Origin of the sequence: Pirellulimonas nuda, from assembly GCF_007750855.1 — a bacterium.
GTDB classification, from domain to species: Bacteria; Planctomycetota; Planctomycetia; order Pirellulales; family Lacipirellulaceae; genus Pirellulimonas; species Pirellulimonas nuda.
The window spans coordinates 3940526-3967019 of sequence record NZ_CP036291.1 but is presented as its reverse complement, the minus strand read 5'-3'; the positions used below and the strand labels follow the sequence as shown (position 1 = coordinate 3967019).

21 protein-coding genes are annotated in these 26494 nt (G+C 67.3%); 10 read left to right on the top strand and 11 right to left on the bottom strand.

Going from position 1 to position 26494, the window contains the following annotated elements; all coding sequences use genetic code 11:
* Window positions 1-14 precede the first annotated feature (14 nt).
* Entirely contained in the window at window positions 15-455 is a 441-nt protein-coding gene (locus tag Pla175_RS15425) for a DUF1801 domain-containing protein (RefSeq protein ID WP_145286831.1), read from the bottom strand.
* Between the two features lie 66 nt (window positions 456-521).
* On the bottom strand, window positions 522-1007 hold the full coding sequence (locus tag Pla175_RS15420; protein ID WP_231953918.1) for a DUF1801 domain-containing protein: 486 nt from the start codon (window positions 1005-1007) through the stop codon (window positions 522-524).
* A gap of 213 nt (window positions 1008-1220) precedes the next feature.
* Between Pla175_RS15420 and Pla175_RS15415 the strand changes: the two genes are divergently transcribed.
* From Pla175_RS15415 to Pla175_RS15405, 3 genes are read left to right on the top strand one after another with little or no spacing between them, the layout of a single operon-like run.
* Window positions 1221-1613 (top strand): BlaI/MecI/CopY family transcriptional regulator, encoded by a 393-nt coding sequence (locus Pla175_RS15415; protein ID WP_145286828.1) that lies wholly within the window; start codon window positions 1221-1223, stop codon window positions 1611-1613.
* A 29-nt stretch (window positions 1614-1642) separates the two neighbouring features.
* Window positions 1643-2812 (top strand): M56 family metallopeptidase, encoded by a 1170-nt coding sequence (locus Pla175_RS15410; protein WP_145286825.1) that lies wholly within the window; start codon window positions 1643-1645, stop codon window positions 2810-2812.
* Window positions 2813-2834: 22 nt separating this feature from the next.
* The gene (locus Pla175_RS15405) at window positions 2835-5024 is read left to right on the top strand and encodes a HEAT repeat domain-containing protein (protein ID WP_145286822.1); all 2190 of its coding nucleotides are present in this window, start codon (window positions 2835-2837) and stop codon (window positions 5022-5024) included.
* 123 nt (window positions 5025-5147) lie between these two features.
* On the opposite strand, the gene Pla175_RS15400 is transcribed toward Pla175_RS15405, so the two are convergent.
* From Pla175_RS15400 to Pla175_RS15375, 6 genes are all read right to left on the bottom strand, one after another.
* Complete coding sequence (locus tag Pla175_RS15400) at window positions 5148-6470, bottom strand: PQQ-binding-like beta-propeller repeat protein (RefSeq protein WP_145286819.1); 1323 nt, start codon at window positions 6468-6470, stop codon at window positions 5148-5150.
* Window positions 6471-6706: 236 nt separating this feature from the next.
* Window positions 6707-8359, bottom strand: a complete 1653-nt coding sequence (locus Pla175_RS15395; protein ID WP_145286816.1) for a TolC family protein — start codon at window positions 8357-8359, stop codon at window positions 6707-6709.
* 156 nt (window positions 8360-8515) lie between these two features.
* The gene (locus tag Pla175_RS15390; RefSeq protein WP_145286813.1) at window positions 8516-9973 is read right to left on the bottom strand and encodes an HlyD family secretion protein; all 1458 of its coding nucleotides are present in this window, start codon (window positions 9971-9973) and stop codon (window positions 8516-8518) included.
* Window positions 9970-12120: a peptidase domain-containing ABC transporter gene (locus tag Pla175_RS15385; protein WP_145286809.1), complete on the bottom strand. Its 2151-nt coding sequence runs from the start codon at window positions 12118-12120 to the stop codon at window positions 9970-9972. The genes Pla175_RS15390 and Pla175_RS15385 overlap by 4 nt, the downstream gene beginning before the upstream one ends.
* Window positions 12121-12344: 224 nt before the next feature.
* Window positions 12345-13166, bottom strand: coding sequence for a hypothetical protein (locus Pla175_RS15380; protein ID WP_145286806.1), 822 nt, complete (start codon window positions 13164-13166; stop codon window positions 12345-12347).
* A gap of 237 nt (window positions 13167-13403) precedes the next feature.
* Window positions 13404-14048 (bottom strand): hypothetical protein, encoded by a 645-nt coding sequence (locus Pla175_RS15375; RefSeq protein WP_145286803.1) that lies wholly within the window; start codon window positions 14046-14048, stop codon window positions 13404-13406.
* Window positions 14049-14272: 224 nt separating this feature from the next.
* Here Pla175_RS15375 and Pla175_RS15370 point away from each other — a divergent pair, with 224 nt between their 5' ends.
* Window positions 14273-16141: a pyrroloquinoline quinone-dependent dehydrogenase gene (locus Pla175_RS15370; protein WP_145286800.1), complete on the top strand. Its 1869-nt coding sequence runs from the start codon at window positions 14273-14275 to the stop codon at window positions 16139-16141.
* 124 nt (window positions 16142-16265) lie between these two features.
* Here Pla175_RS15370 and Pla175_RS15365 read toward each other — a convergent pair whose 3' ends face one another.
* The 3 genes from Pla175_RS15365 to Pla175_RS15355 form a co-directional block, all read right to left on the bottom strand.
* Window positions 16266-17246 carry a ThuA domain-containing protein gene (locus Pla175_RS15365; protein ID WP_145286795.1) on the bottom strand — a complete coding sequence of 327 codons (981 nt, stop codon included), beginning with the start codon at window positions 17244-17246 and terminating at the stop codon, window positions 16266-16268.
* A gap of 646 nt (window positions 17247-17892) precedes the next feature.
* Window positions 17893-18870: a hypothetical protein gene (locus tag Pla175_RS15360; RefSeq protein WP_145286790.1), complete on the bottom strand. Its 978-nt coding sequence runs from the start codon at window positions 18868-18870 to the stop codon at window positions 17893-17895.
* Window positions 18867-19403: an RNA polymerase sigma factor gene (locus Pla175_RS15355; protein WP_197526878.1), complete on the bottom strand. Its 537-nt coding sequence runs from the start codon at window positions 19401-19403 to the stop codon at window positions 18867-18869. The genes Pla175_RS15360 and Pla175_RS15355 overlap by 4 nt, the downstream gene beginning before the upstream one ends.
* Window positions 19404-19659: 256 nt before the next feature.
* Between Pla175_RS15355 and Pla175_RS15350 the strand changes: the two genes are divergently transcribed.
* The 6 genes from Pla175_RS15350 (at window position 19660) to Pla175_RS15325 (ending at window position 26474) form a co-directional block, all read left to right on the top strand.
* Window positions 19660-20397 (top strand): hypothetical protein, encoded by a 738-nt coding sequence (locus Pla175_RS15350; RefSeq protein ID WP_145286784.1) that lies wholly within the window; start codon window positions 19660-19662, stop codon window positions 20395-20397.
* A gap of 50 nt (window positions 20398-20447) precedes the next feature.
* A complete protein-coding gene (locus Pla175_RS15345) occupies window positions 20448-21995 on the top strand; it encodes a YHYH protein (RefSeq protein WP_145286781.1) in 1548 nt (515 codons plus the stop codon).
* A 426-nt stretch (window positions 21996-22421) separates the two neighbouring features.
* Window positions 22422-23432 (top strand): AAA family ATPase, encoded by a 1011-nt coding sequence (locus Pla175_RS15340; RefSeq protein WP_145286778.1) that lies wholly within the window; start codon window positions 22422-22424, stop codon window positions 23430-23432.
* Window positions 23433-23501: 69 nt separating this feature from the next.
* Entirely contained in the window at window positions 23502-24377 is an 876-nt protein-coding gene (locus Pla175_RS15335; protein ID WP_145286776.1) for a DUF58 domain-containing protein, read from the top strand.
* On the top strand, window positions 24374-25396 hold the full coding sequence (locus Pla175_RS15330; protein ID WP_145286774.1) for a hypothetical protein: 1023 nt from the start codon (window positions 24374-24376) through the stop codon (window positions 25394-25396). The genes Pla175_RS15335 and Pla175_RS15330 overlap by 4 nt, the downstream gene beginning before the upstream one ends.
* Entirely contained in the window at window positions 25386-26474 is a 1089-nt protein-coding gene (locus Pla175_RS15325; RefSeq protein ID WP_145286771.1) for a VWA domain-containing protein, read from the top strand. Before Pla175_RS15330 ends, Pla175_RS15325 begins: the two co-directional genes overlap by 11 nt.
* Window positions 26475-26494 lie beyond the last annotated feature (20 nt).

Genomic DNA, 26494 nt, shown 5'->3' with positions numbered 1-26494 from the left:
CTTCGCCTCAACCCTTAGGCGTTCTTGGGTTTCTTTGCGGCGCGAGCGGGCCGGGGGGCGGCGGGCGCCGCCGTGTTGAGCGCTACGGCGGCGCGGATGAGCGCCGTGAACGGCTTCTCTGCGATCGCGTCCCCCTCTCGCAGGTCGATGGCGCGCCGGGCGTTCCCCTCGAGGCTGGCGTTAAACAGGCGCGACGGGTCCGCGAGCGACGCGCCCTTGGCGAAGGTCAGCTTCACAAAGCTCTTGTACGCCTCTCCGGTGCAGAGGATGCCGGCGTGCTCCCACACCGGGACCCCGAGCATCCCGTTCGACGGCTTCCGCCACTTGACCGTTTCGGCCACCTCGGGATCGGCCCGCTTGATGAGCTTGCGGACCCGGGCGAGCGTCTCGCCCCGCCAATCGTCTAGCGCTTTGATTCTTGCGTCGATCAATTGCGAAGGGGTTTGCTCTGCCATGGCTTCTTTCGTCTGCTACGGAAACTCGACCGGGCGATCGAGTGCGCCGCGATCGTGTCGCCGCCGTCACATCGTTTCGCCGGGGAGCTTGCTGGCTTGCTTGATCCAATCGGCGAGCTGCGTTTCGTCGATCTCGTCGTCTTCGTGGACATGAAAATATCGTACGTCCTTCATCTTAGACGCCACGGGAGGGACCGGACACAGCGACGCCCCGCGGAAGAAGCTAACTTTCACGTACTTCGTGATGCAGTGAAAAGCGAGGAACCAGCCCTGGCCCTCAACACCGTAGAGGGGGGTGTTCCACTTCACTGCCTTGTTTACTTCGGGGACAACGCGCACGACGAGCGCGTCGAGCCGGCGCCCGACCCGCTGCTTCCAACCCGGCATGGCCGCCAGGTAGGCCTGCACCGGAGCATCGCCGTACCCCTTGGCGATCTGTGGGTTGCCCCCGGACAGCAGTTTCGGCGCGGCTTCTTGCGCGGACGCGTCGGCCGGGACTAGGGACGCTTTCTTGGCCGCTTTCACCTGCTTCTTGGGCGTCTTCTTCGCCACCTTGTTCCCTCCGCCGGGGTTCGCCTGCGCCGTCGCACGATGGTGCGCGGGGCCTCAATCTTAGTATCGGGCGGAGACGCCCGGAAGCGACTCCCGCGGGCGTGCGATTCTGGCGTGCGTCGCTTGACTCTCATGCGAGATGCCTTACAATCTCATGCAGATTGCCTGATGTGCCCCGAGAGTCGATTGATCCCCCCGTAGACGGCCGCCACGATGAAGCCCGAGAGCGTCCCCAACGACGACCTGACCGGCGCCGAGCTGGCGGTCATGGAGGTGCTGTGGGAGCGGGACGCGGGCGAGACGATCCGCGAGGTGGTGCTGGCGGTGTACGGCCGGCACGAGCACTCTCTGCACGCCGGGGTGAAGAGCTTCCTCGATCGGCTGATTGAGAAGGGGTACGTGAGGGTCGACAAATCGGCGTTCGCGCACCGCTTCCACGCCGCCTTCACCCGTCGCCAGTACGTCGGCAGCCGGCTCAAGCAGATGGCCCACAGCCATTTCGGCGGATCGCTGACGCCCTTGCTGTTATCGCTTGTTGAGCAAGCGACGCTGACCAAGAAGGATCGGGCGGCGATCGAGAAGCTTATCGAGAACATCCGCGACTAGAGAACATCCGCGACGAGGGGGTCAAGCCGATGCCCGGCACACTCAACGACTTCGCCGTCCAACAAGCCGTGGCGGCCGCGGCGGGTGGGGCGGTTTGGCTACTTGGTCGCACGCCGTGGCTCGGCCGTCGGCCCGCGGCCTCCCACACGTTGTGGCTGCTGGTATTGCTGCTGCTGGCGGCGCCGCCGGGGATTTGGCGTGCGGATTGGTTTGCTGGGGACAACACGGCCGCGCCGCCTGATGCAGCGCAGTACGGCGAGGCGCAGTACGCCGCCGCGGCGCGCTGCGGTTGCTACCCTGTTGGGACAGCGTATAGTGCGCCCCCGCCCGTCGGCAGCGCGGCTCCATCGAACGGCCCCTTTGGGTCGATGGGAGAGGGGACACTCCTCGTGCTGCTTGGAGCTAGCCTGCTGATGACGTGCGTGCTCTGGTTCGGCATCGCTCGGCGGTTCGTGCGTGTTCGGCGCCTGCTGCGGAGTGACCAGGAGGCGCCGGCGCGAGCGGCCCGGCTGCTTCAGGAGGCGTCGCGACGATTTCGATTGCAGACCGAGGTGGGGCTGCGACTGGTCGACGCGTCGCTGCCGCCGATGCTGTGGGCCGAGCCTGGCCGGCCGGTGATCGTCTTGCCGCGGCCGCTGATCGACACGATCGACGACGAAGCGCTGCGGGGCATCCTGGCGCACGAGCTGGGCCACTACGTCCGGCGAGACCACTGGGTGGCGCTCGCCACGACGGCCGTAGCGACGCTGTTCTGGTGGAACCCGGCGGTGTGGTTCGCGCGTCGCCAAGCCTCTGCGGCCGCCGAAGCGTGCTGCGATGCGCTGGCGCTCGAGCGGACGGGCGTTTCTCGAAAGTCGTACGCGCGGGCGTTGCTGTCGGTCGTCGACTGGATGTCGGGGAACCCGCCGCTGCCCTCGTCTTTCGGCGTTTCGTTCGGACGGCCGTGCGAGCGTGACGGTGCGCGGTTGCTCAGGAGCAGGATCGCGATGATCGCCGACCGAGGCGTACAGCCGCGTATGACGCGTCGCCTGGGGCGTTTGCTCACATGTGGGTGTGTGACGCTGGTGTTGGCGTCCGCGTTCGCCGGGGGCCTGGGGCAGAGTGCTGCTTCTGGGTCGCACCTGGAAGCCGCCGCCGCCAAGTCGCCCGCCGCGGACCCTTACGGCGCAGCGATTCCCTTGTACTGCTGTCCATCCTAAAACCGGAACCCAGGCGCTGGCCATGAGCCGTTCTCTTCGCTTGCACACGCTTGCTGCTTGCCTTGCGTTGTTGACTCTCGGAAGTCTCGGCGCCGCGGCGGGCCACGACGCCTCCTCTGACTTTCAGGGGTGGAGCCTCGAGCCGGGGATTGGGCAGGCGCACCTCGTGATGGCAGCCCGCGTGACGCGGGTCAGCAGCGTTACGGTGGTCGAGGGCGCCAAGACCGACATCGCGCTGCGCGAGTACCGCTTTCAGCCGGTGCGGGTGCTCAAGGGGCTCTTTCAGCGCGAGGCGTTGTCGATGACCGCGTCGGACCTGGGCCTGCCGGCCGAAGACGCCTCGGCCGCGCCGCCGCTGAAGGAAGGAGAGCTGCGCATGTTGATCCTCTCTCAGCAGCGTGGATTCGACCTGGGCGGGGGGATCGCCTCGTACGGATGCGTCTCGGCGACGCCGGGCGCCACAACGTTCGCCCAGCGCGTGCCGCTGTTGTCCGGCGCGGACGACCCGCTGGTCGGCGTCGTGGAGACGCTCATTCAAGTAGCGGACTCCCGGTCGCGGAGCGAGCGCGCCAGGCTGCTGATCGACCGGTTGGCGAAGACGGACGGCGTCGCCACGGTTGCGTTGCTCACCAGCCTGTCTTTGCGGGCCGACTGGTGCGCCAGTGACGGCCGCGTCTACGAAGCGCTGGCGCGGCTGGTCGAGAGCCCGCAATCGGCTGTCCGCGGGGCGGCGCTGGATCTCCTCGCCAAGATGCTGACGGTCGGGCCCTCGCCCGACAATCCGCAGCCGCCAGGCGGTGTTGCCGACGCGCTGTACGCGGTGCTCCGCTCCGACGAAGCCCGCACAACGATCCGAACCGCATCGATCGATGCGCTGGGCCGGTTGCCCGGCACGACGGTTGAAGCGGATGGCGTCCGCGCGTACTTGATCGATCAGCTTACCGACGCCGCGACACAGGCCGAGCGGCAGGCGGCCGCCACGGCGCTCTCGCGATCGGGGGCTGCCCTGCGTCACTCCCTCGGCCTGACCCCCGTGATGGACGCGACCGCGGCCTTGCCGCTCGACCTCGCCCCGGCCGGCGAGGCGGCCTATGCCCAGGCCGCGATTCGGCTGATGCCGCGGCCTGCGCTCAGGGAGACGATGGGCGACCTGCCGCTGGCGGAGCGGGTTTGGCTGGAGCGGCTTGAGCGTTCGCTGGCCGCGGGCCAATCCATCGAGGCAGAGGTTGACGCGTTGGGCGGGATGCAGAGCAAGCAGATGAGCACACTCCTAATGGCGGCCGCTGAGCAGCCAAGCCTGTCCGCCGCCGAACGAGGCGCAATCGCGCGGGCTCTCGGGGTGCTGGGCGAGAAGCGTGCGGCGCCGCTGCTGGTCGGGTGGCTACGCGGCGCCGACTTCCGGCTGAAGGGGGAGGCGCTGACGGCGCTCGAGTTGGTCGACTCGCCGTCGTCGGCAGACGCAATGCGGCCGCTGCTCAAGTCGGAATCCTACCTGCCCTTCAAGCTCCGCATCGCCAGGCTGCTTGCCCGGCACGGCGTGGACGATGGCTACGCGCTGGCCGCCGAGCACCTCTCCGACCAAGACCACACCGCCGCGGCGACGCTCGTGCTCGTGGCGCTCGACGACCCACGCACCACACGTGACCTCTCAGAGATCCTCGCGACGCGCCCCGACCGGCGTTGGCGGGCCGCTGCGCTGACCGGCTTGGCGGCGGTCGGCGATGCCGACGCACGCGGCGAGCTGCGCAAAATCCTGGCGGACGATCGCGACCCGCTGGTGGCCAGCGCCGCCGAGGCGGTCGGGCTCTCTGCCGACAGCACGCTCTTGCCGCCCCTCGCCATGTTGGCCCGTTCCCGCAACAAAGAGATTGCTGAGGCCGCGCTGGTAGCGCTGAGACGGTTCTTTAGCGGGGTGCGGCAATCGCCGCTGGGCTTAGCGGCCATTGACGCCGATGGCCGCCCCTCAAGCGAGCCCGCGGCCGATGTCGCGCCTGAGACGCGCGAACTGCTGGCCAGCGCGGTTGCCGACGTAGCATCAGATGCGTACGTCGACCTAGGGCTGCGGGTGCAGGCGCTTGCCGCGGCGCGGCTCATCGGCGGCGAGGGCTACGCAGAGCTGCTGACGGAATTGGCAGATCAGTCGGAGCTCGAGGGAACGACGTTGCTCGCGAAGGTGCAGGCGGATCGACGCGAGGCACGCCGCCGCAAGTAGCCGCGTGCAAGCACCGGAGGCGGACGCTGCCCTAGCGGCCGCGGCGCCATCCCAGGGGGACACGGACCCGTCCCCCCAGGATCTGGCGCGGTTGCACTTGGCATCTCTACGGCGCGGCTTGCGCTAGTGGGTCGCCCAGAGCGTAACCGATTCTTGGTCCTTGATGAACAAGCCGTGCTTGGATGGGACGGGATAGGCGTAGGCCCCGGCGTCGGCCACCTTGTAGGTAGCGATTGCGGTGTACTCGTCGCCCGGGGCGAACACGGTTAGCTGGCCGCTCGGGATGAGCGCGAGCAGCGCCCCGCCGACATCGACAACTGAGCCGTAGCCCCCGCCTCCGCCGCCGCCGCGTCGTCCGCCGCGGCCGCCCCCGCCACGCCGGCCCTGTTCTTGCTGCCCCGCTTCGGCAGGCGGGGCCTGAGGCCGCGCCGGGGCGTCTCCGCCGAGCGGCGCGTTCCAAGCGGTCTGGCCCCCCTCAACATTGATGCAGAAGAGGCTGTTGAGGTTGGAGATGCCGTACAACTTCCCGTCCTTAAGCACGGGAGTGTTGTAGATGACGGTGTTGTCGGAGTTTTTCCAGGCCTGGTCCTCGGTGACTTCGTCTCCCTGCTTGGTGAGCTCTAAGGCGGTCATGCCGCTATTCGGACCGGCGACGATGAGAGTTCCGTCGCTGACGATCGGCGTGGCCGCGTTGTATCGCCCCTGCGTGTAGGGCATCTGCCACAGCACCTTGCCGTCTGCAGCGGCGAGCACAACCAGCTTGTCAGACATCGGGGCGACGATGGCCTCGACGCCATCGATGGTCATCTGGACAGACGAGCCGTACGAGGCGCCGCTGTCGGTCCACTTCCAACTCTCTTTGCCGGTGCTAAGGTCGTAGGCCGCGATGCCCCCCTCTCGGTCCTCGCCAAATTCGGTGATTACTAGCCCGTCGAGCACGATCGGGGAACTGGAGGTCGCAAACCGGGGCACGTTGCCCACGTTGTCGTCGTTACTCCAGATCGAGGCCCCGGTGGCTGCGTCGAGGCACGTGAGCAGCCCCTGGGCCCCGAGTATGACCACCTTCCCGTCTGCCACGGTGGGAGAGGAGCGGGGCCCGTCGAAGCCGGCGGCGGGACCACGGATCGCGGTCGCCTCGTTCTCGACCTTCCAGATCTCGTCTCCCGTTGCAGCGTCCAGGCAGCGGAGGATCTCGTTGCCTTCCTGCCGGGCAAAGACGTACAGCTTGTCTCCCACCAGCGACGGCGAAGCCACGCCGACACCGACCGGAATGCTCCACTTCTTAGTCAGTTGCTCGGGCCACTCCGTCGGCGTTGCGATCCCCGTCGCCCGGGCGTCCCGGTTGGCGCCCCGCCACTGGGGCCAGTCCTGCCCAACCACCGTGTCGACGGCCGTAGCCGCCAGACAACACGCCAACGCAAAGATCAACCTCGGGGCGCCTCGCATGGCATCGATCCTTATCCGGTTTGAGAAGAAAACGCGACCTCTTGCGCCGCCCGCTTCGCCTTTGCTAAACCCCCTAGATTGCCATGGGGTCGTGGCCCACGCGCGCAGCGCACCGGTCTCTAACCCCGGACCTGACAGAAGGTTCCGCGTCTCCTGTCCGCCAGGCGGCCGTGGGATGCCGCCGAGCCCCCCTCGTCGGGCGAGGGCAACGGGCCAGGGACCGCCAGCGGCGGCCCCTACAATGCGGGGGCGTCTTCCCCCAACGCCGCGGCGTAATCGGCGCGAGCGATGTAGTACTCCAAGAGCGCGTCGACCCGGTCGGCGGCCGCCTCTGCGGCTTGTTGCTCGCGGATGTTCAGGTTGAAGAGCGTGCTCTGCCCGTTGGAGAACAGCTCCCGCTCTGCCTGTTGCATCTTGCCCGCCAGCTCGAAGCTCTCGGTTGCGCGCACCACACGCTCGCTGGCCGCTTTGAGCGCGGCGCGGGCGACTTGTACTTCGGCCACGATCTTGTCGGAAGCGTAGCGGTTCTTGGCGGCTACTTGGGCGAGCTTGCCCTGCAGGCTGCGGATCTTGCCGAGCGCCTTGCGCCGCTCGAGCGGGACCGACATGGTGACGACCGCCTCGAGCTTGAGCTGCGACTTGTCGCGCTTCGAGCTGGTAGGCTCGCCCACGTCTTGCGAAGAGATCAGCCCGGCGTCGAGGTCGGGCCACGTCTCGTTGTTGGCCTGCCTGAGCGCGACGTTGAGCTGCTGGCGGACGGTCTGAAGCTCAACCAGCTCGGGCCGCTGCCGCAGCGCCAGCTCCGTATCGCCGGGCGTCAGTGGGAGCGGGTCGTTCCCTGGATCGACCCGGGGAACCTCCGGGAACGCCGCGGGCAGCAACGCGTCGTCTGCGACCAGCGGGGCGCCGTCCGCCGCGCGGTAGTAGAGCGAAAGCTTGACCGCGGACTGCTCGAGCTTACGGCGGGCATCGATCTGTTTGGCCTCGCGCGAAACGATGATGCGGCGGTTGTCGACCAGGTCGATCGGCGCCTTTTCCTGCGCCTCAACCTGGGCTTCGAGGCCTTGGTTGCGCTCCTCGGCGAGCTGAAGCAGCCCCTCGGCGATGCGGTAATTGGCCCCCGCCGCTACCCATCCCCAGTACGCGACGCTCCCCTCTCGCACGGAGAAGATCACTTGTGCGAGGATCTCCGGCTCAACGCGTCGTTGTTCGAGCTGCGCCTGCCACAGCGCAGAGCGGTTCTCATCGATCCAGCGGTCACGACCGATCGGCGCCATAAAGCCGAGCTTGAACTCGCCCCCCTTGTTGGTCTCGCGTTCCAAGTACCACGGCTCGAACTCGCCGCGGCCGATGCGGTAGCCGGCGAACGTCTGGCCCCCCCAGGTGGTGTCCCGTTTGACGCCGATGCCGTTGCGGTAGTTCTTGTAGAAGTCGAGCGGCTGCGACACGCTGTCGGCGTCCAGTTTGTGATCGAACGCCCCCGAGGCCGAGAGCGTTTCGCCCGAGGCGATCACCCGCCCGGCGGCCGCCTGCTGGATCAGCGGGAACGAGCTTCGGACCGAGCTAATGACCTGCCCCAGTTCCAGGGGCCGCGCGGCGGGGTTTGGCAGCGTTTCCGGCGCCGCGATGGGCTCTGGCTCGGCGGTCGGGCCAGGCTCTCCGGCCGGATCGGGCTGGGCGATCGGCGGCAGCCGCAGCGCTTCGGGAGCCTCGTCCGAGGGAGCCTCCGCGGCGGTCTGCTTGTAAGCGGCCAGCTCGACCGTCGGCGACAGTGCGACAACAGGGGGCGGCGGGGGCGAATCAACCACGCGCGGCGCCCTACCCGATCGGCAGCCCACGGCCGCGACCGCCAGCGCTAGGACGGCGAGGATAGACTTGCCAGGCGACACCGAAACTTCAATCCGTTGCTAGCACGCGGCGGAGGGCGCAGTGGTCCCGTGCGGGGGGGCGCCTCTGGAGGTATCGACTGCGCGTGATGGGCGTCACCAGTAGGACCGCCACAACCGTCAAGGTCGCATCGCAGGGCGTTAAGCTGCGAGGTTATGCTAGATTTTGACCTTTGGAGGCTTCGAACTGTCGGCCTTTTCGGCGTCGGCGCTCGACTTCAGCGACGGCGGGAACCCGTTCAGCCGACGCCAGACCTCGTAACCAAGCGGCACGCGGTTGAGCAGAACCCATCCCTTGGCCCGTACGCCTTGCCGCAGGTACGGGTACTTGGGCCAGGGGTCGCTCTGGTCGTCGGGGACCACCACTACCCGAAATTTTCCCATGTCGTCGTCCGTGGGATCGACAAAAGCAACCTCGCCCCCAAAAGTTCCGACCGCCACGCTTGGCCACCCGGAGAACTGAGCGGCTGGCCAGCCCTCGAACTGCAGTCGCACGTGCCGGCCGGGGGAGATCAGCGGCTGGTCGTTGCCGTCAACCCACAACTGCACGGCGGGCTTGTCGGTTTTTGGCACGATGGTGAACAGGGTGTCGCCCTGCTTGACGATCGCTGAACGATCGTAAGCAAGCAGCCGCATGATGAAGCCATCGCGGGGGGCTCGCACCTCTTGCGTCTGTTGGCGTGCGTATTGGGTTTCGAGCTTGGTCAGCTCGTTCTGGATCTTGCCGATCTCTTCGTTGGTCTTGGCGATGTCGCCCCGGCTCTTGGCGACGTCGCTCTGGCTCTTGGCCAGTTCCGAATCGACCTTATTAATCTTCCCTTCCCATTCTTGCCGCTTCGACTCACGGTCCTTCTTCTTCCCCTCGACCTCGTTCTCCGCGGCGCCGACGTACTGTTCGGCCTGCTTCAGCTTGGCCATCGCTTGGCGGTACTTGAGTTCGGCTTCTTGGAAGTTCTTCCCCGATTCGAAGCCTTGCTCGCTGAGCGACTTCTTTCGGTTGTACTCCAACTCGGTCTGCCACACCTCACCTTCCGCTGCCACCAGCCCCGCGCGTTCGGCCGCCAGCTTGTTTTCCGCCATCAGCACGTAGGCGTCGGCCGCGGCCATGGCTTCTATCTGCCCGGAGCGGGTAGACGCGAGCTCGTCCTGCTTGGCCTTGATGACCTGTTGGTTCGCGGTCAGTTGGTCCTCGGTGCGCTCCAGCCGCTGCTGGGCGGCGACGATCTGCTGCTTCGTGTTCTCGACCTGTTGATTAATCCGGCTGAGGTACTGGGGGTCTTGATCGACGATCCGATACACGAGCTGCCCCTTCTTCACCTCGGCGTTCTCGAAGATCCCCTCGCCGATCTCGTCGATTACCCCTTTCACGGGCGACTGCACGGACTGGGTCCGGTTGACCGGGTCGAAGGCGACCACCGAGCCGTCGCCGCGGACGGACTGCTGCCACGGGGCAAAAATCATCGCGATCATCGCGACGGCAATGGAAAAGAGCAGCCACCGCGCAAGACGCCGCGCCAACCGAGAGCTGCGGGTGAGCCGCAGAGACGGAAAGTCGATCTCGCTGTAGGCCGTTTCGGTCAGCGGCGGCGATTTTGGGTGTTTTGTGGGTAGGGTCACTGAGGCGCCTCCCCGTTGGATGTCGGCCGGAGATTGGCCGCGTCAGCGTCTTCGGCTGCAAGGTCGATCACGCGATCAAACCGCTCTGCGATCGTTCGTCGGCCGGTGGTCGCCAGTAGGGTCCAGCCGCGGGCGGGGTCGGTCAGCAGATCGATTGCAACCTCCAGTTGTTGGTCCCCTAACCCGTCGAGGGCGCCGTCTACCAGCACCATCCGCGGCCGGCCGACCACCGCGCGGGCCAGCATCAGCATCATCAATTGCGAAGGGATGAACGGGCCGCCGGCGCCGTTCAGCGGCGTGTCGAGCCCTTCCGGGAGGCGCAGCACCGTGTCGAGCATCCGCACCCCCTGTAAGGCCCAGCGGACGTCGGTCATGCTCACGTCGGGGCGGCCGAGGTGGATGTTCTCGGCCAATGTCCCCTCGAACACGTCGACGCTCCGCACCATCGCAACCGCGGTACGGAGCGTCTCGGGATGCAGGTCGCGTGGGTCGGCGTGCTCAATCTCAACGTGCCCCCCTTCGGGCTTGCTCAGGCCGTAGAGCATGTCGATAAGCGGACTCCCCCCGGCGCCGGCCGGGTCGAGTAGTGCGACGCGTTCGCCTGACTCGAGCGCCAAGCTCCGAACCTCTTGCCGGGCTCCGTCAAAGCCGTCAGATGCGCTTGTGATCCGCACACGCACCCCAGAGCCGGGCGTTAGAGCGAGCTGGCCGTCTTGAGGTTCCATCTCCAGATCGAACAGGTGACCAAGCTTGTCCACCGACGCCACCAGGTCGCAGAATCCCTCGATGTGCTTACCCAGCTTGTTGAGCGCGCTGAGGATCGTCGCGACGATCAGCTCCGCCGCGATCAACTGTCCGAGGGTGAGCTGCTCGCGGATCACCAGCCAGCCGCCGCAGCCCAGCAGCACCGTCCCGGCGACGGCCTGCAGGCCGAAGATGAAAAGCAGTTGCCGGAAGAGGACTTTGAAGTGGCCCCGACGGCACTCCAAGTACCCAGCGGTGAGGTAATTCGCGCGGTCGAGCGCGAACTCGGCGCCGCCGGACGACTTGAACGCCGAGGAGCAGCGGGCGAGGTCGTCAAGCCATGCGGCCAAGCGGTACTTTTGGATAGATTCTTGGATGGCGGTTGAGAAGGCGCCCCGGCCCATCAAGAAGACGCCGATCGTCACCAACGCCAAGAGCACCACGTCGAAGCCCAGTAGGAACGGGTGGTAGAACGCCAGGACCGTCATGCCGACGAGCGTGGTGAGCAGGATCGTTACGCCATCAAGCAGGAGCTGTGCGACGACCTTTTGCAGCGTCACCACGTCGAAGAAGCGGTTGGTCAACTCGGGCCCGTACTCCCCATGCAGCGACGAAGGCTTGATGCGTGGGAGCCGATAGGCCAAGTCCGCAGCCACACGGACAAAGAGTCGCTGTTGGATGATCTCGACGACGAACGTCTGCAACGCCCGCAGCAGCCCGGAAAACGCTAGGAATCCGAAGAGCATGATCGACAGCACGAGCAGCGGTTGCAGCATCCGCCCGAACGCGACCATATTCACCAGCGACTCGACCGCGATCGGCGTGGCGAGGCTCAGCACGCCGACGGAGAAAGCGAAGACCACCACCACCCAGATGTCTGACCGCTCCGGCCGCATCAAATCCAGCAGCCTGTTGACGGGGTTGCGGTGCAACCGGCCCCCGTGGTCGTGCCCCAACTCGACGTCCGTAACAACCATCCAGACCCACTTGTCCGGTTCTTGCTCGATGGGGGCGCCCAATTCGCTGGTAAGCTGCGTCGGGGTAAGTCGGCGGCTGTCGTTCGAGCCCTCTGCGGCCACCTCGGCGTGCCCGCCGTCAAAGCCCAACACTAGGCTGACGAGCTGATCCCCCTGCGACGCAGCCACCACGAGCGCCCCGTCCTGGGCTAGCCGCAGGGCGTCGTCGACGGTCATTCGCATGGCCTTGGCCCGCAGCCCCAGGCTCGTGGCGCCGGTGGCAAGCCATTTCATCCACAACAGACGGGGGTCGCCTGGCCAGGCGGCGCCCGCCTCTGCGAGCAGTTTCTCGGCCCGTAAGCGCTCGACCCTCGCCCCGCGTTCACGGGCAAGACGCACCAGCACAGCGGCTAGATCGGGTTCTGCGGACGGGGGAGCTATTTGCATGGTTCGGGTTCAGAATCTACTGGAAAGCCTAGACTTGTTCATAGTAGGCTAAACCAACGAAATGAGGCCACAGCGATCGAAGCGGCGACAACCTGTCATTGCCGTGCCTGCTCCCGGGAGAGCTCAAGGGCCGCCGAGCCGCGCTTTTGCCGCGCCCGAAACGCCAAGCGGGGCGGCCCTGGCCGCCCCGCTGGGGGGATTGATTGTGATGAAGATCGTCGCTCTTAGCGACCTCGCCGGCAGCAGCCAAGCGTGGTCAGCAGACCCAAGGCGGCCAGCACGCACGAAGTCGGTTCGGGGACCACGTTGTCGGGGCCAGGGTTAACCGTGATCACCACGCCGTCGAAGTCCTTCTTGGCGATCAGCGCCGAGGAGTTTAGCGCAGAGGTGGCGGTCAGGGCGTTGTCGACCGAGATGCTGACCTTGGTCGCCAAGCCGGTAATGCTGTTGGCGGCTAGGATCGGGCCGAGCTCCAGAAAGAAGCTGCCGGTCCACGACGTGTTGTAGGTGGGATTGCCGGCGCCGTCGGTGCTGAGCAGGTAGTCGCCCGCCGAGGGAGTGAACGTCATCATCCCCCCCGTAGAGATCGCGGTCGTGAGCGGGAGGAAGTCGACATCGAGGATCTGCACCGAGACGATGGCGGTGACACTGGTCGACGCGTCGTCGCTCGAGACAATCGATCGGGCCAGACTGGTGTCGCCTGCCTCGGAGAGCGATAGGCTCTCGATCGCCTTGCCGGCCTTGGCGCGGATCATAAACGCGAGCTGACCGGTGGTCTGATCAGGGGCGCCGCCGCCGGCTGAGTTGGCCGAAAAGCCGACCGGGTCGAAGTCGAGCGAATCGCCGGAGATGTTGGGGGCGCCGAACAGCGGCAGGGTGTCCCCGGTGCTCGAGTCCTCGGTCACGTCGAGGTAATCGACGGTTGTGCCAGAGAAGTCGCCATAGTTAATCGGGACCGCGACGGCGGTCTGAGCGAGCAGCGGAAGTAGCGCGGCAAGCGGCAGCAAGAGTCCCGCATAATGCGGTCGGAGGTAAAAGGCACGCATCAGTTGTTTCCCTTGTTCAAATGGTGTCCATTAGCATTGCATCGGGTTTGTCGAGCATGGGTTCGACGCGGCCGGCGACAATCGTAGCGCCATAGTACCTAGAGATGTGGCTTGCCGCAAATCGGTGGCAAAAAATCTGACAAATCCTCGCAGCGGTAGCGCCGTGGGCAATCGTCGCCTGGTCAGCGGCTGCCATCGGGCCCGCGTCGGCGGAGATTTTCCTTCGTCAGGGCCCCTCTAGGCCCGACGCCGAGTTGGGAGCCAGATAATCCCCACGATCCCCGCCAGCGCCGCGGCCGCCGGCTCGGGAACCAATCGCGTCACCGACAATCCATCGGCGTAGTGATACACCGCCGGCGTCACCGCGAAGTTTGGAAAGGGCCGCGTGAACAGCAGCTCGAACTCTGCTGGCCCCGTTGCTAGTGCCAGGAACGGAGCACTGTACGAATCAGTCTGCACCTCGTCTGCCGCCAGCAATCCCACGTCGAACGTGTGCAGCAGGGCGCCGCCGAGCGAGAGCGTGATCGTGCCGCCGTCGGCGTTGGGGCTGCCGTTGACGCTGGCGATCGCCAGCTTCCCGGCCGAGACCTGGTACGACTGCCCGGCAACCAGCGCGATTGTCTGCGACAGGGTCCCGCCGGCCTCGACGCCCGAGAGGTTGCTTCCCGCGTTGACGCGGAAGGCGTTGCTTCCCATGAACGCGGAGACTCCCCCCGCGATCGTCGGCTCTGCGGCGGCGGTCGGCGTGAAGGCCCACCCCGTCAGGTCACCTGAGTCAAATCCGCCGTTGATGATCAGTTCCTGCGCGGCTGCCGTACGGGCGCCAGCGACCCCAACCAGGAAAGCCGCCGCAAAACATACGCGCATCAGTGGGAGCTTCATTGGTATCCACCCGGCTGGAATGCATTAAGCCGTCGATAGACGACGCGGTTAGTATAACAGTACGCTAAACGCGAGTCGTGGTAGTGATTAGAGCAACCTAAGCCTGGTCACCCAACGGCGGCGGGCGGTCTCCAGAACCCACGCTATCGGTTGCAAGAACTCGCCGGGCGGCACGGCCGCTTTGCCTGGGACGCGTCAAACTCCTCTTGGTCACAAGGCTACGGATGAACCGCAGACGACGCTTGGTTGTTTGGTCAATTCTGGTCTCGGGGGTCACAGCCGCTGGCGCCGCCGACTGGCCGGTCGTTGGGGGCGACGCCGCGGCGACCCGGCACTCGCACCTCGACCAGATCGACCGCTCGAACGTGGCGCGGCTCGAAACCGCGTGGACCTTCCACACGGGCGAGGCCAAGGACGGCGTCGGGCCGACGATCGAGTGCACGCCCATCATTGTTGATGGCGTCATGTACGTCACCACCGGCAATCGCGTGCTCGTGGCCCTTGATGCGGCGACGGGCCAGGAGCGCTGGCGGTTCGACCCTAGCGAGCTGCCGTGGCCCCATGCGCCCACCTCGGGCGGCGTAAACCGCGGCTGCGCCTACTGGTCCGACGGCGCCCCCAACGGGGCGCGGCGGGTCTTGCACGGCGTCGCGGATGGACGGCTCTTCTCGGTCGACGCCCGGACCGGTCGGCTCGATCCCGCGTTTGGCGCCGGCGGCATGGTCGACCTGCGTCGAGGCATGAACAAGCGCGTCGCGAAACTCGGGTACGGCCCCACGTCGGCGCCGGCCGTCTGGCGCGATGCCGTGATCGTCGGCTGCTCTTGCGGCGAGGGGCCCGGCATCGCCGCCCCGGGAGACGTGCTCGCCTTCGACGTGCGGACCGGCCGCGAGGCGTGGCGGTTCCGCACCGTGCCGCAACCGGGGGAGTTCGGCGCCGAAACTTGGGAAGGAGATTCTTGGCGCGACCGCGGCGGCGCCAATGCTTGGAGCGGCCTGACGGTTGACGACGAGCGCGGCCTCGTCTTTGCCGGACTCGGGTCTGCGTCGTTCGACTTCTACGGCGGCGACCGGAAAGGGGAGAACCTCTTCGCCAACTGCACGATCGCGCTCGACGCTCGATCGGGCGAGCGCGTCTGGCACTTCCAGACCGTGCGGCACGACCTGTGCGACCACGACCTGCCGACGCCCCCCAATCTGGTGACTATCCCGCGCGAGGATGGCGGCTCGATCGACGCCGCCGTGCAGGTGACCAAGACCGGCTACGTGTACGTCTTCGATCGCGCGACGGGCCGGCCGCTGTTCGACATCGTCGAAACGCCTGCGGCGGCTTCCGACGTGCCGGGTGAAGCCGCTTGGCCGACGCAACCGATACCGGCCAGGCCCCCGGCGCTCGTAACGACCCGGTTCGACGAGTCGACCGTGACGAACATCGGCCCGGAGAACCGCCGCTCGGTGCTGGATCAACTAGCCGGCCTTCGCCACGGCGACCCCTTCCTACCGCCGAGCCTCGAAGGGACGGTCGTCCTGCCCGGCTTCCACGGCGGCGCCAATTGGTCGGGGGCTTCCTACGACCGGGCGTCTGGCCTGCTGTACGTGAACGTCACCAATTGCCCGAACGTGATGACGCTCATTGATCGGGGCGAGGGGGCCGACCGGTACGGCCCGTACGCTCACCGGGGCTACCGTCAGCTCCGCGATCACGAGGGCTACCCGGCCGTGGCGCCCCCTTGGGGCGAGCTGATCGCCGTGGATCTAGTCCGTGGCGAGATCGCTTGGCGCGTCGCCCTGGGGGAGTACCCAGAGCTGACGGCGCGCGGCGTTCCGAAAACGGGGACCGAGTCGTTCGGCGGCACGATCGTCACCGCGGGGGGCCTCGTGTTCATCGCGGGTACCAAAGACGAGCGCTTCCGCGCGTTCGACAAGTCAACCGGCGAAACGCTCTGGGAAACGCAGCTCCCCGCAGGCGGCTACGCCACGCCGGCGACCTACGACGTGGGTGGCCGGCAGTTCATCGTCATCGCCGCGGGCGGCGCAGGTAAGCAGGGCACCAAGGCGGGCGACGCTTTCATTGCGTTCGCGTTGCCCGAGTAGGAATGTGGGCTCGGCGCGGCCGCTCCTGATTCCGTTGCGGTAGGAGCCTTGCCAAGCTCAATCGCATCGCTCCGCAAGGCGATCGGCCTGGGCGACGGCGCCCAAACGCAGCACGCCGAACAATCTACTTTCTCAATTCGAACGCCCGCTTGGTGGCGTTGTCGGCGGTCGGGAAATCGGCCGGCACCGGCTGGGTGACTTTGCCCGTCGCGGCCCACTCGACCCCGCGGGTCAGGGAGACGATGAAGCCCACCCCCTCGCACGAGTAGTCGTCGTGCCCCAGCGTGGTATGGAACACGCGTCCGGAGCCGTACTCCACCACCATCAGGATCGGCTCGTGACGCTTGGTGGGCGCCCTGCCCGACATGTCTTTGCCGGTCGCCAGCACCGTCATGTTCTCGGCCGGGCCGCGCAGCTTCGCGTAGCACTCGTCCTTGGTGGTGAGCCACACGTCGGGCATGCCCTGGGTGATCGGGTGATCGTCGACCCGCACCGTGACAGGCACCGAGTGCGCGGGGCCGTGGGCGCCGCTGCCGCCGGGCGAATCGTCGCGCACCAGCACCCCTTCATCGGTGTAGTAGACGTAGGGGCCGTCCTTCTCGTTGCGGTTGCCCCAGCCCCCGAGGCCGATCATGCGGTTGTATTCCTTCCATTGCGGGAACGAGTTGTCCGCGGCATGAACCGACACAAACCCGCCCCCCCCCGCGACATAGTCTTCTAGCCTTTGCTGGGTCTCTTGGGGCCAGTCGGCCGCCTTCCAGCCGAAGTTGGACACCACCACGTCGTAGTCCTCAAAACGCGGGCTGAAGTCGGGGTCGGTCTTCGGGTTCTTCAGGTCCTGCGTCTCGCCCGCGCCGGCCAGCGGGAGGAACGCCTCTTCGCGTGACGCATTCCAAGTAAATCGCGTGCGCTGGATGTCGACGTCGAACAGCCCCGTCTCCTCCAGGTACTGCTTCATCATGATGGTCGACTTGGGCCACACCGCGTGGTTGTTCTGCCCGTCGACGATCAGCGCCTTGAGCTTGGGCTGGGCCGCCGACTCGCCGGAGAACGTACACAGCGCCAACAACGCGACCAGCGCAACGATTGCCTTAGAAACCGACATGCTTGGCATCCGATCTTGATGAGGAGGGTAGGAAAGCAGACGCCCCTACGGGGCCGCAAACGCTCATTAGACTATCACCGCCGCGCCCCATCAACGGCCGCCCCAACGCAGCGGCCGGCAGCCAAGGGCGCGGCCCGCGTGGGGGTCCGACGGGGCCGACGAGTATTGTCCTTTTGTCCGCTGTGCGGGGCGTGAAAAATCGGACAAAACCCTCCCCACGGCCGGCCAACCCTCGGGTTTCTCGCGTTCTTTCGCTGTCGCCCGCTGCAGAGCCGGCTCTCGGCCCACGAATCGCACGCCTCGCGCGGACAAAACTCCCCTCGATCGGACACCTCCGGGACAAAACCCTGCGCACCCAATTTGTCATCGCCTGCCCCTTGGTCTGCGCGCAGCGGTTCCCGCCCGGCCTCCCATCCGAGAGGTCGCTCACGGCTGTATTCTCCCAGAAGAGGTGGCTATTTGCGAGGCGAAAACAGGGGGGCTCAGGTATCAGAAGGGCGAAGACGGCAACGTCGGCGGACTGTTTACGGGGGAGACCCTTGTGATCCTGCAACGCAGCAACGTGAACCGTGTCGTTGCCGACGCAAGGACGCGCCCACATTAGACGCCAGCGACCGGCCATCGCTAACCTGCGTCGCCACGCGCCTCACCGAGAAGAGGGCGCTGCCTCCCTCGGCTCTGCTTTCTCGGCGTGCGGCGCGGGGCCGAACCAGTCGGACGCTAGCGGCTGCTCGCTGACCAGGTCGAGCGTGATCCGGCAGGGGCCCTGGACGTCTGGAACCTGGGCGTCGTCGAACAGGATGCGGCTGGGCATCGCGGTCTCGGGGTCCGCCCAGATCTCGATCGTCTCTGGACCTTTGATCCAGCGCGAGTTGCGCCGCGCGCGGACGTAGGTCAGCGGACGCTCGGCGCCCGGGAGCGGTTCGAGGCCCTCGCGCTCGAGGGTGTAGTTGGTGCGAATCTCCTCCAGGGTTCCGGGAAGATCGGTGAACGGCGCCCCGGCCATCAGCGGGGGCAGGGGGATGCCCCCCGCCCCTAGCCCCCTACGCGTCTCGGCGACGACGCCTTTGCCGACGCGCCAACTCTGTCGGCCGTCGAAGCCGTCGAAGATCATTCCTCCGTTGGGGTCCCGCCGGGCGAGCACGTATTGGCCTCTGCCCCGCAGGTAGAGCGTGGCGTCGTCGAGCCCCGGTTGCTGCGTCGGACGGCGGGCGCCGGGCGGGGGCCCCCCGCGCCGATCGGGAAGCACTTGCATGCGGATGTGGTACGTGCGGTCGCCGGCGCGGCTTAGCGCCGTGATGATCTGATCGATCGACGCAACGGCCGACGAGGGGCCGATGGCGATCGTCCAGAAGCCGAACGCCGCCAGCACCACCGCCGCGGCCGCCGTAAGCCCACGCGCCGCGGGCGGGAATCGCACCGGGCGCCTGCTTGCTTCGCTTAGGCCGATGGGCCCCGCGGGCTGCGACGGACCACCGATCGCCCGTATGGCGCGCTGCACGCTCTGCTCGCGGCGCTCGGCGGACCGCTCGTCGTACACGTGGAGCAGCAGGGCGTGGACCAGCCGCTCGTCTGCTTGACGCTCGGGGTCGCTCGGCTGCGCGTCGTTGTTGTCGGGACTCATGTTGCTTGACCCGGCTGGGGCAGGACCCCCTTGCGCCCGAGGCAATCGGCCAGGTGCAGGCGGGCCCTCTGAAGCCTCTTCTGGATGGCGGTCTTGGTTGTCGCGAGGCGCTCGGCGATCCACTCCGCCGAGCGACGCTGCCGGTAGTGCAGTTCGACAGGTTCTCGGTACAGCGGGCCCAGGCGCTCAACGCAGAGGGTGAGCGCGGCGATCCTTTCGTCGAAGCAGTCGCCCGGCTGCCGATCGATCTGGGAGAGCCGCAGCTCGAGGTGCTCGAGTTGGTCGTTGGAGAACGTCACCCGGCGCACGGCCGAGCGGTAGTGGGCCAGCACCAAGTTCCTAGCGATCCCCCGCAGCCAGGCGCCGAACGGCATGTTGCGGTCGTAGACGCCGATTTTCTGCCAAGCGACCAGCATGGTCTCTTGGAACAGGTCTTCCGCGGCCGCGCGATCGTCCACCGCGGCGCGCAAGAACGCCATCAGCGAGCCCGCGTTCTCGCGCACCAAGATCTCGAACAGCGCAGCGGGCGGCACGGGGGGGTCGGTGGGCTCTATGGCTTCATCCAGCACTGCGGGTATCTGCTCCTTGCCTCTTATTGTGGCGGGATAAGCCTGGGTGGACAAGAAAAGCCGCAATCGCAGGAAATCTTGTCCACTTGGGGCAATCGGGGCGCAATAAATGGCGTAGATCTGGCGCCGCGGGCGCGCCGGAAACACTTTCGTCTTAGGACCTGGCGCGGTCTTCCTCGGCATCGGGGTCGCCACGGCCGGCTGCAAACGGAGAGGGGTTATGAAGGTCGCTTTGCTTGGGATCGGCTTGGGGCTGACGGCGGTTGTTGGTTTGGCGCTGGGGGTCGCCCAAGAGCAGCAGGCTTCTCCGGCGGGGGTCCGCAAGCCGTCGATGGACGACACCGTGCGGGCGAACGTGTACGCCGACAACTGGTTCAAGCTCTACATCAACGGCGAGCTGGTGGCGGTCGACTCGATCCGGTTCATCCCCCACAACGTGGTGTCGGTCGATATCCTGCCCGCCTACCCCATGACGATCGCGGTCATGGCGCGGGACAACGCCGACCCCGAGACCGGCATGGAGTACGCCAACACCAGCATCGGAGACGCCGGGTTCATCCTCAAGTTCGGCGACGGAACCGTCTCTAACGCGGCCTGGAAGGCGAAGAAGTTCTCGTGGGGGCCGGTCGGCGCCGACACGAAGAACCCCAGGGTCGAGAGCATTGCTGTTCCGAAGGACTGGTACGCGGTCGGCTTTGACGACAGCCAGTGGCCCAACGCGCGAGAGTTTACCGAGGCGCAGGTCGACCCCAAAGCCCCGTATTTCGAGCACGACTTCCAGGGCGCCGCGTTCATTTGGTCGGACGACTTGGCGCTCGACAATCTGGTGTTGCTGCGGACGGTCGTCGCGTCGCCGCCGGACGGGAAAGCACGCGCCGACTTTCGTGGGCTGAACGACGTCGTTCCCCAGAACCCGCCCCGCCGTGGGGGCGACGGGCGGCGCCCGCCGCCTCGCTAGCCCGCGGACGTTTCGACCAGAACACCCCACCTTGGTAACCGAGCTCGACCATGAGAATCGTTTCATTCGTCTGCCTGCTTGCGTTGGGGGCGTGCCGTGCCCAAGCCCACGAAGGACACCCACACCCGCCGTCGCCCGAAAGGACACAGCAGATCATGCAGCTAAACGCCCAGCCGCAGCAGCAGCCCGCGCAGCAGCAGCCCGGGTTGGCCAAGATGTTCGAGCCCTTCTCGGGCAAGGTGCGGGTCCGCTCGGACCACGACTTCCTCTTTGTGGAGTCCTCCGGCATCCCGGACCACCGCATGATGGTGGGCATCACCGCGTGGCAGCAGCAGGTGCCGCTGCCACAGACGTACGTGGGCGAGAACGCCTGGCGGATCCCGCTGAACCCCGTGCCCGCACAGAGCCCAAAGACCACCAAGGGAGAGTTCTTGCGGGGGGCCATCGCGCTGGCGGCCAACGGCGTCCCGATCTTCAATCCGCTGAACAACCGGGGCGAGGACGCCTACTTGTTCGGTGAGCTCGACGAGTTCGGCGGGCACTGCGGACGCGCGGACGACTACCACTACCACCTGGCGCCCGTGCACCTGCAGAACGCCGTCGGCGAGGGGACGCCGATCGCCGTTGCGCTAGATGGCTACCCGATCTACGGCTACACGGAGCCGGATGGCTCGCCGGTCGAGGGGCTCGACCGGTTCAACGGCCACGACGACCCGCGGCTCGGCTACCACTATCACGCCACACGGGCGTACCCCTACCTGAACGGCGGCTTCCATGGGGAGGTGACCGAGCGCGACGGCCAGGTCGACCCCCAGCCCCGGGCCAACCCGTTGCGGCCCGCGCTCGAGCCCCTGCGGGGCGCGAAGATCACCCAGTTCGTCGAGAGCGAGCAGGGGGGCTTCCTCCTGACCTACCAGTTGGATGGCCGCCAAGGCACGGTGGGCTACACGCTCGCCGCAGATGGATCGGCTGCGTTCGAGTTTGTCGACACAAACGGTCGCAAGACCAAGCAGACGTACACGCCCCACGGGCCCGGCGCCGGTGGGGGCGGGCGTCGCCCCGAACCGCCGGCCCCCCCACGCCGGCCGCGCCCCGTGGGAAGGGCGCCGGGCCCGCCGGCCCAAGGGGCGCAGCAGCAGCGGCCCGGTGCGCTCTCGGAGCTTCAGGTCAGCAGCTCCGACGTAGATGCCGACGGCCGTATTAAGATCGACTGCACCTGCGACGGCGCCGGGGTCCCCCCCGCCGTTCGGTGGGGGCGTGCTCCGCAGGGGACCAAGGCGTTCGCGCTGAGCCTCTGGCATACGGCCCCCGACCAGGAGAAGTCGTACTGGGTGGTGTTTAACATCCCGGCCGAGACGACCGAGCTTGCGCGGGGGTCCTCGAAGGTTGGCGTGTGGGGGCTCAACGACAAGCGTCGCCACGCGTACGACCCGATGTGCTCCAAGGGCCCCGGCGTCAAGACGTACTGCCTGACGGTCTTCGCTTTGTCGCAAGAGGTGGACCTGCCGGCCGACACGGCCGACCGGGCCGGCCTGTTGGCGGCCATCCGAGGCGCCACGCTCGCGGAAGGAACGCTAGAGTTCACCTACGAGCGGTAGGCGTCATCGATCGGCCCGTCCTGCGCGCTGGGGCGTCGCGCTCGCAGCGGCGCTGACCGCAGAGACGGCGATCGGGCAGCAAGGGGGCGTAGCCGCCGCGGGCCGCTAGACGCCGGACACCGTCTTCATCCTCGCCGACGGAAAATTGCCGGGCCAAAAGCCCCGGTTTCCGGCGCCCGAGGGCCTTGGCAACGGCCGCGGGCGCGGCCCTCAGAACCTTCTCGGCAAAGCCTGCGTAGTCAGATTGAACGAGGCGTCAGTCGGTTCTGAGCCTCGCGACGGCAGGAAAACCGAGGCGCCCGGGCGGGGCTGTACCCCCGACCCGGGGTCTCCACTGCGACCGCGGTTCCGCGCGCTCGCACCGCCGTCTCCCCAAGCGCCGCCGTACCCGGCGTCTGCATTAGAACGCCCCAGGACACATCGAAGATGACCTCCGCGACTACCGTCACGCATGAAAAAATCGAAGCGCTCTCGCAGCAGATCGAGGCGCACAGCGAGCCGTTCCGCCGACTTATCGCAGAGGTCGGCAACACGATCGTTGGGCAAGAAGTGCTCATCCACCGCATGCTGGTCGGGCTGCTCGCCAACGGCCACCTGCTGATCGAGGGCGTGCCCGGCCTGGCCAAGACGACGGCGGTGGCCTGCCTGGCCAAGGGGGTGCAGACCGGCTTTCAAAGGCTGCAGTTCACCCCCGACCTGCTGCCGGCCGACCTGATCGGGACGCTCATCTACCGCCCGCAGGACCAAAAGTTTGTGGTGCAGAAGGGGCCGATCTTCTCCAACATCATCCTGGCGGACGAGATCAACCGCGCGCCGGCCAAGGTGCAGAGCGCACTGCTGGAGGCGATGCAGGAGCGGCAGGTAACCATCGGCAGCCACACCTACCCGCTCGACGAGCCCTTCTTGGTGATGGCGACGCAGAACCCGGTTGAGCAAGAGGGGACCTACCCGCTGCCCGAGGCGCAGATGGACCGCTTCATGCTGAAGGTGGTGGTGGGCTACCCCAACCGCGACCAGGAGCTCGAGATCCTCGAAAGGATGTCGTCGACCCGCCCGAAGATCGCCACCAAGGCGGTCACCAGCCCGGCGGAGATCATGGCCGCCCGGGCGTTGGTGGACGCCATCTACGTCGATCGCCGGGTGCAGGAGTACATCGTCGACCTGGTGATCGCTACCCGCGAGCCCAGGTCGTACGGGCTGGCGCTCGACGAGTTCATCCAGTACGGCGCCTCGCCGCGGGCGACCATCAGCCTGACCCTGGCCGCCAAAGCGAACGCCTTCCTCCACGGCCGGGGGCACGTGCTGCCGTCCGATGTTAAGGAGATCGCGCTCGACGTGCTGCGGCACCGGGTGGTGCTGACCTACGAGGCCGAGGCAGAAGAGAAGACGTCGGACGACCTCGTCCGCGCCATTTTAGACGCGATCCCCGTGCCGTAGGGGCGTGCCGTAGCGACGTGGCGCGTGCGCCGGTCCGCCGTCCGATCCTGCCTTCCCATCCTGCAACGAATGCTGCCACGCGAAATCATCAAGAAGATCCGCCGGATCCAGATCCATACGACGCACATCGTCGACGAGCTCCTGGCCGGGCAGTGGGACTCGGCGTTCCGCGGCAGCGGCGTTGAGTTCGAGGAGGTGCGTCCGTACCAGTTTGGCGACGACGTGCGGACCATCGATTGGAACGTCACCGCCCGCACCGGTCACCCGTTCGTGAAGCTCTTCCGAGAAGAGCGCGAGATGGCGGTGATGCTGCTGGTGGACCAGAGCGCCTCGCAGGGGATCGGCTCGCACTGGCAGACCAAGCGTGAGCAGGTGGCCGAGCTCAGCGCCACGCTGGCGTTCTCTGCGATCAAGGGCAACGACCGCGTGGGGCTGACGCTGTTCACCGACGGGGTTGAGAAGTTCGTCCCCCCGCGCAAGGGCGCCCGCCACGTGCTGCGGCTGATCCGCGAGCTGCTGTACTGCGACCCCGTGGGCGCCGGCACCAGCCTTTCCAAGGCGTTGGACCACCTCAACCGCACGATGTCGCGGCGCACGGTGGTGTTCGTGATCAGCGATTTTCAGGACGCCGGCTACGAGCGGGCGCTCAAGGCGGCCCGCGGCAAGCACGACATCATCCCCGTGGTGGTGGCCGACCGGCGCGAGCTGACGATGCCCAACGTCGGCCTGGTGCGGCTGCGCGACGCAGAGACCGGCCAGACGGTGACGCTCGACACCTTCAGCCGCGCCAACCGCCGGGCGTACGAGCAGCAGGCCCGCCGCTGTATGGAGCAGCGGGACGCGTTGTTTCGCCGGCTGAGCCTCGACCCGATCCACGTCTACACGGGAGAAGACTTCGTCGAGCCGCTGCGGCGTTTCTTCCACCGCCGGGAGAACCGACGATGATGTTTGCACAACCAATGGCGGCCGCCGTGCTGCTGTGCCTGCTGCCGACGGCGTATGCTGGGGCCGCTGAGGTTGGGGCCGCCGAGGGTGGGGCCGCTGAGGCCGCCCCTCAGCAGTCTGTGGTGCGTCGCGGCCCGGTTACCCTGCGTGTGAGCGTCGACAAGCAGGCGGCGCAGGTCGCCGAGCCGGTACGGCTGGAGCTGGAGGTCAGGGCGCCGCGCGGCACGCTGGTCGAACTGCCCCGGCTGCCAGAGCGGCTCGGCGCGTTCGAGGTCCGCGGCCGCCGGTTGCTCCGCGACCTCCCCGCCGAGGGTGACGCGCAGGGCCGCCTGTGGGTGCTGCGGGCGACGCTCGAAACGCTGGAGACGGGGCCCCAACAGGTCCCCGCGCTCGACGCCCAGGTGGCGACGGGCGAGCCGGGCGCCACCTTTGAGACGATCCGCAGCGAACCGATCGCGGTGCAAATCACCAGTGTGCTCGAGGATCGTGCCGATCCGACCAAGTTCCGCGACATCAAGGACGCGGTCGACCTGGCCGCGCCGAGCGAGCCTTCCGGTCGGTGGTTGGTGTGGACCCTGGCGGGCGCCGGCGTCGCCGCGACGCTCGCCCTCACGGCGGTGCTGCTGGCCAAGCGTCGGCGCGGGCCGTCGCCCTCGGCGTGGGCGCTCGGCCAGATCGACGACCTGCGGCAGCTCCCTGCGGACGACCGGGCCGGCGCCGAGATGATCTACGACGAGCTAATCGAGGTGGTCCGCGAGTACTTCGAGCTGGAGTTCGGCACGCCGACACGCGCCCGCACCAGCGCAGAGCTGCTCGCCGCCGCGGCCCATGGGGCCGAGTTGGGCCAGACGCCCCGCCGCCGGCTTGCCTCGCTGGTGTCGGCGGCCGACGACGTCAAGTTCGCCCGCGGCGGGGTGGGCGGCCCGCAGCTTCTACAAGCCTTTGAGGACGCCAGCGCATTCGTGCTGGAATGCGAACGGCGCCGTGCAGCCGCCCGGGAGACATCAGATGTTCTCTAGCCCTTGGATGTTCACGCTGCTGTTGCTGCTGCCGTTGGTGGCGTGGCGGCTGTGGTCGGGCGCGCGGCAGACCGCCGCGCCGTTCAGCTCCACTGAGCACCTGCAAGCGCTGCGGCCCACCTGGCGGCAACGGCTGGCTTGGCTGCCGGCCGCGTTGACGCTCGCCGCGGTCGCGGTGACCATCGTCGCCCTGGCGCGGCCGCGGGAAGGACGCGAGCAGACCGTGGTAGACGCAGACGGGATCGCCATCGAGATGGTCGTCGACCGTTCGGGGAGCATGCGGGCGCTCGACTTCCAGCTCGACGGATCGCCCGTCGACCGCTTGACCGCTATCAAGAGCGTGGCGGGCCGGTTCATCGAGGGGGACGACGACCCCGCGGACGACGCTAGCCTGCCGGGGCGCGTGGGCGACCTGGTAGGCCTGGTTACCTTCGCCGGCTACGCCGACGCGGCGGCGCCCCCGACCCTGGACCACGCGTTTGTCACGGCTCAGCTCAACCAGCAAGAGATCGCGACCCAACGCGGCGAAGACGGCACCGCGATCGGCGACGCGATCAGCCTGGCGGTGGAGAAGCTCACCTCGCTCGACGACCGGCAGCAAGAGAAGGTGAAGAGCAAGGTGCTGGTGCTGCTGACCGACGGCGAGAACAACGCCGGGGAGGTCGACCCCACCCAGGCCGCCGAGCTGGCCAAGAAGCTGGGCGTGAAGATCTACACGATCGGCGTCGGCACACGCGGCCGCGCGCCGGTGCCGGTAGCCAACCCGTTCACCGGCCGCGAGCAAATCGAGTGGGCCGAAGTCAACCTCGACGAGGGCGCGTTGCGGGCGATCGCCTCGGCCACGGAGGGCAAGTACTTCCGCGCCACCGACACCGAGTCGCTCACCGAGGTGTACCGCGAGATCGACCTGCTCGAGAAGACCAAGATCGAGGAGCAGCACTTCGTGGACTACCGCGAGCTGGCCATCCAGCCCACCCCGTGGGGCGCCCTGACGCTCCCGCCGCTGGCGCTGGTGGCGCTGGGGCTGCTCTGGGCCCGCGTGATCCTCGCCAGCACCCTGTTCCGCGAGCTCGCCTGACCGCGACCACCCCACAAGAT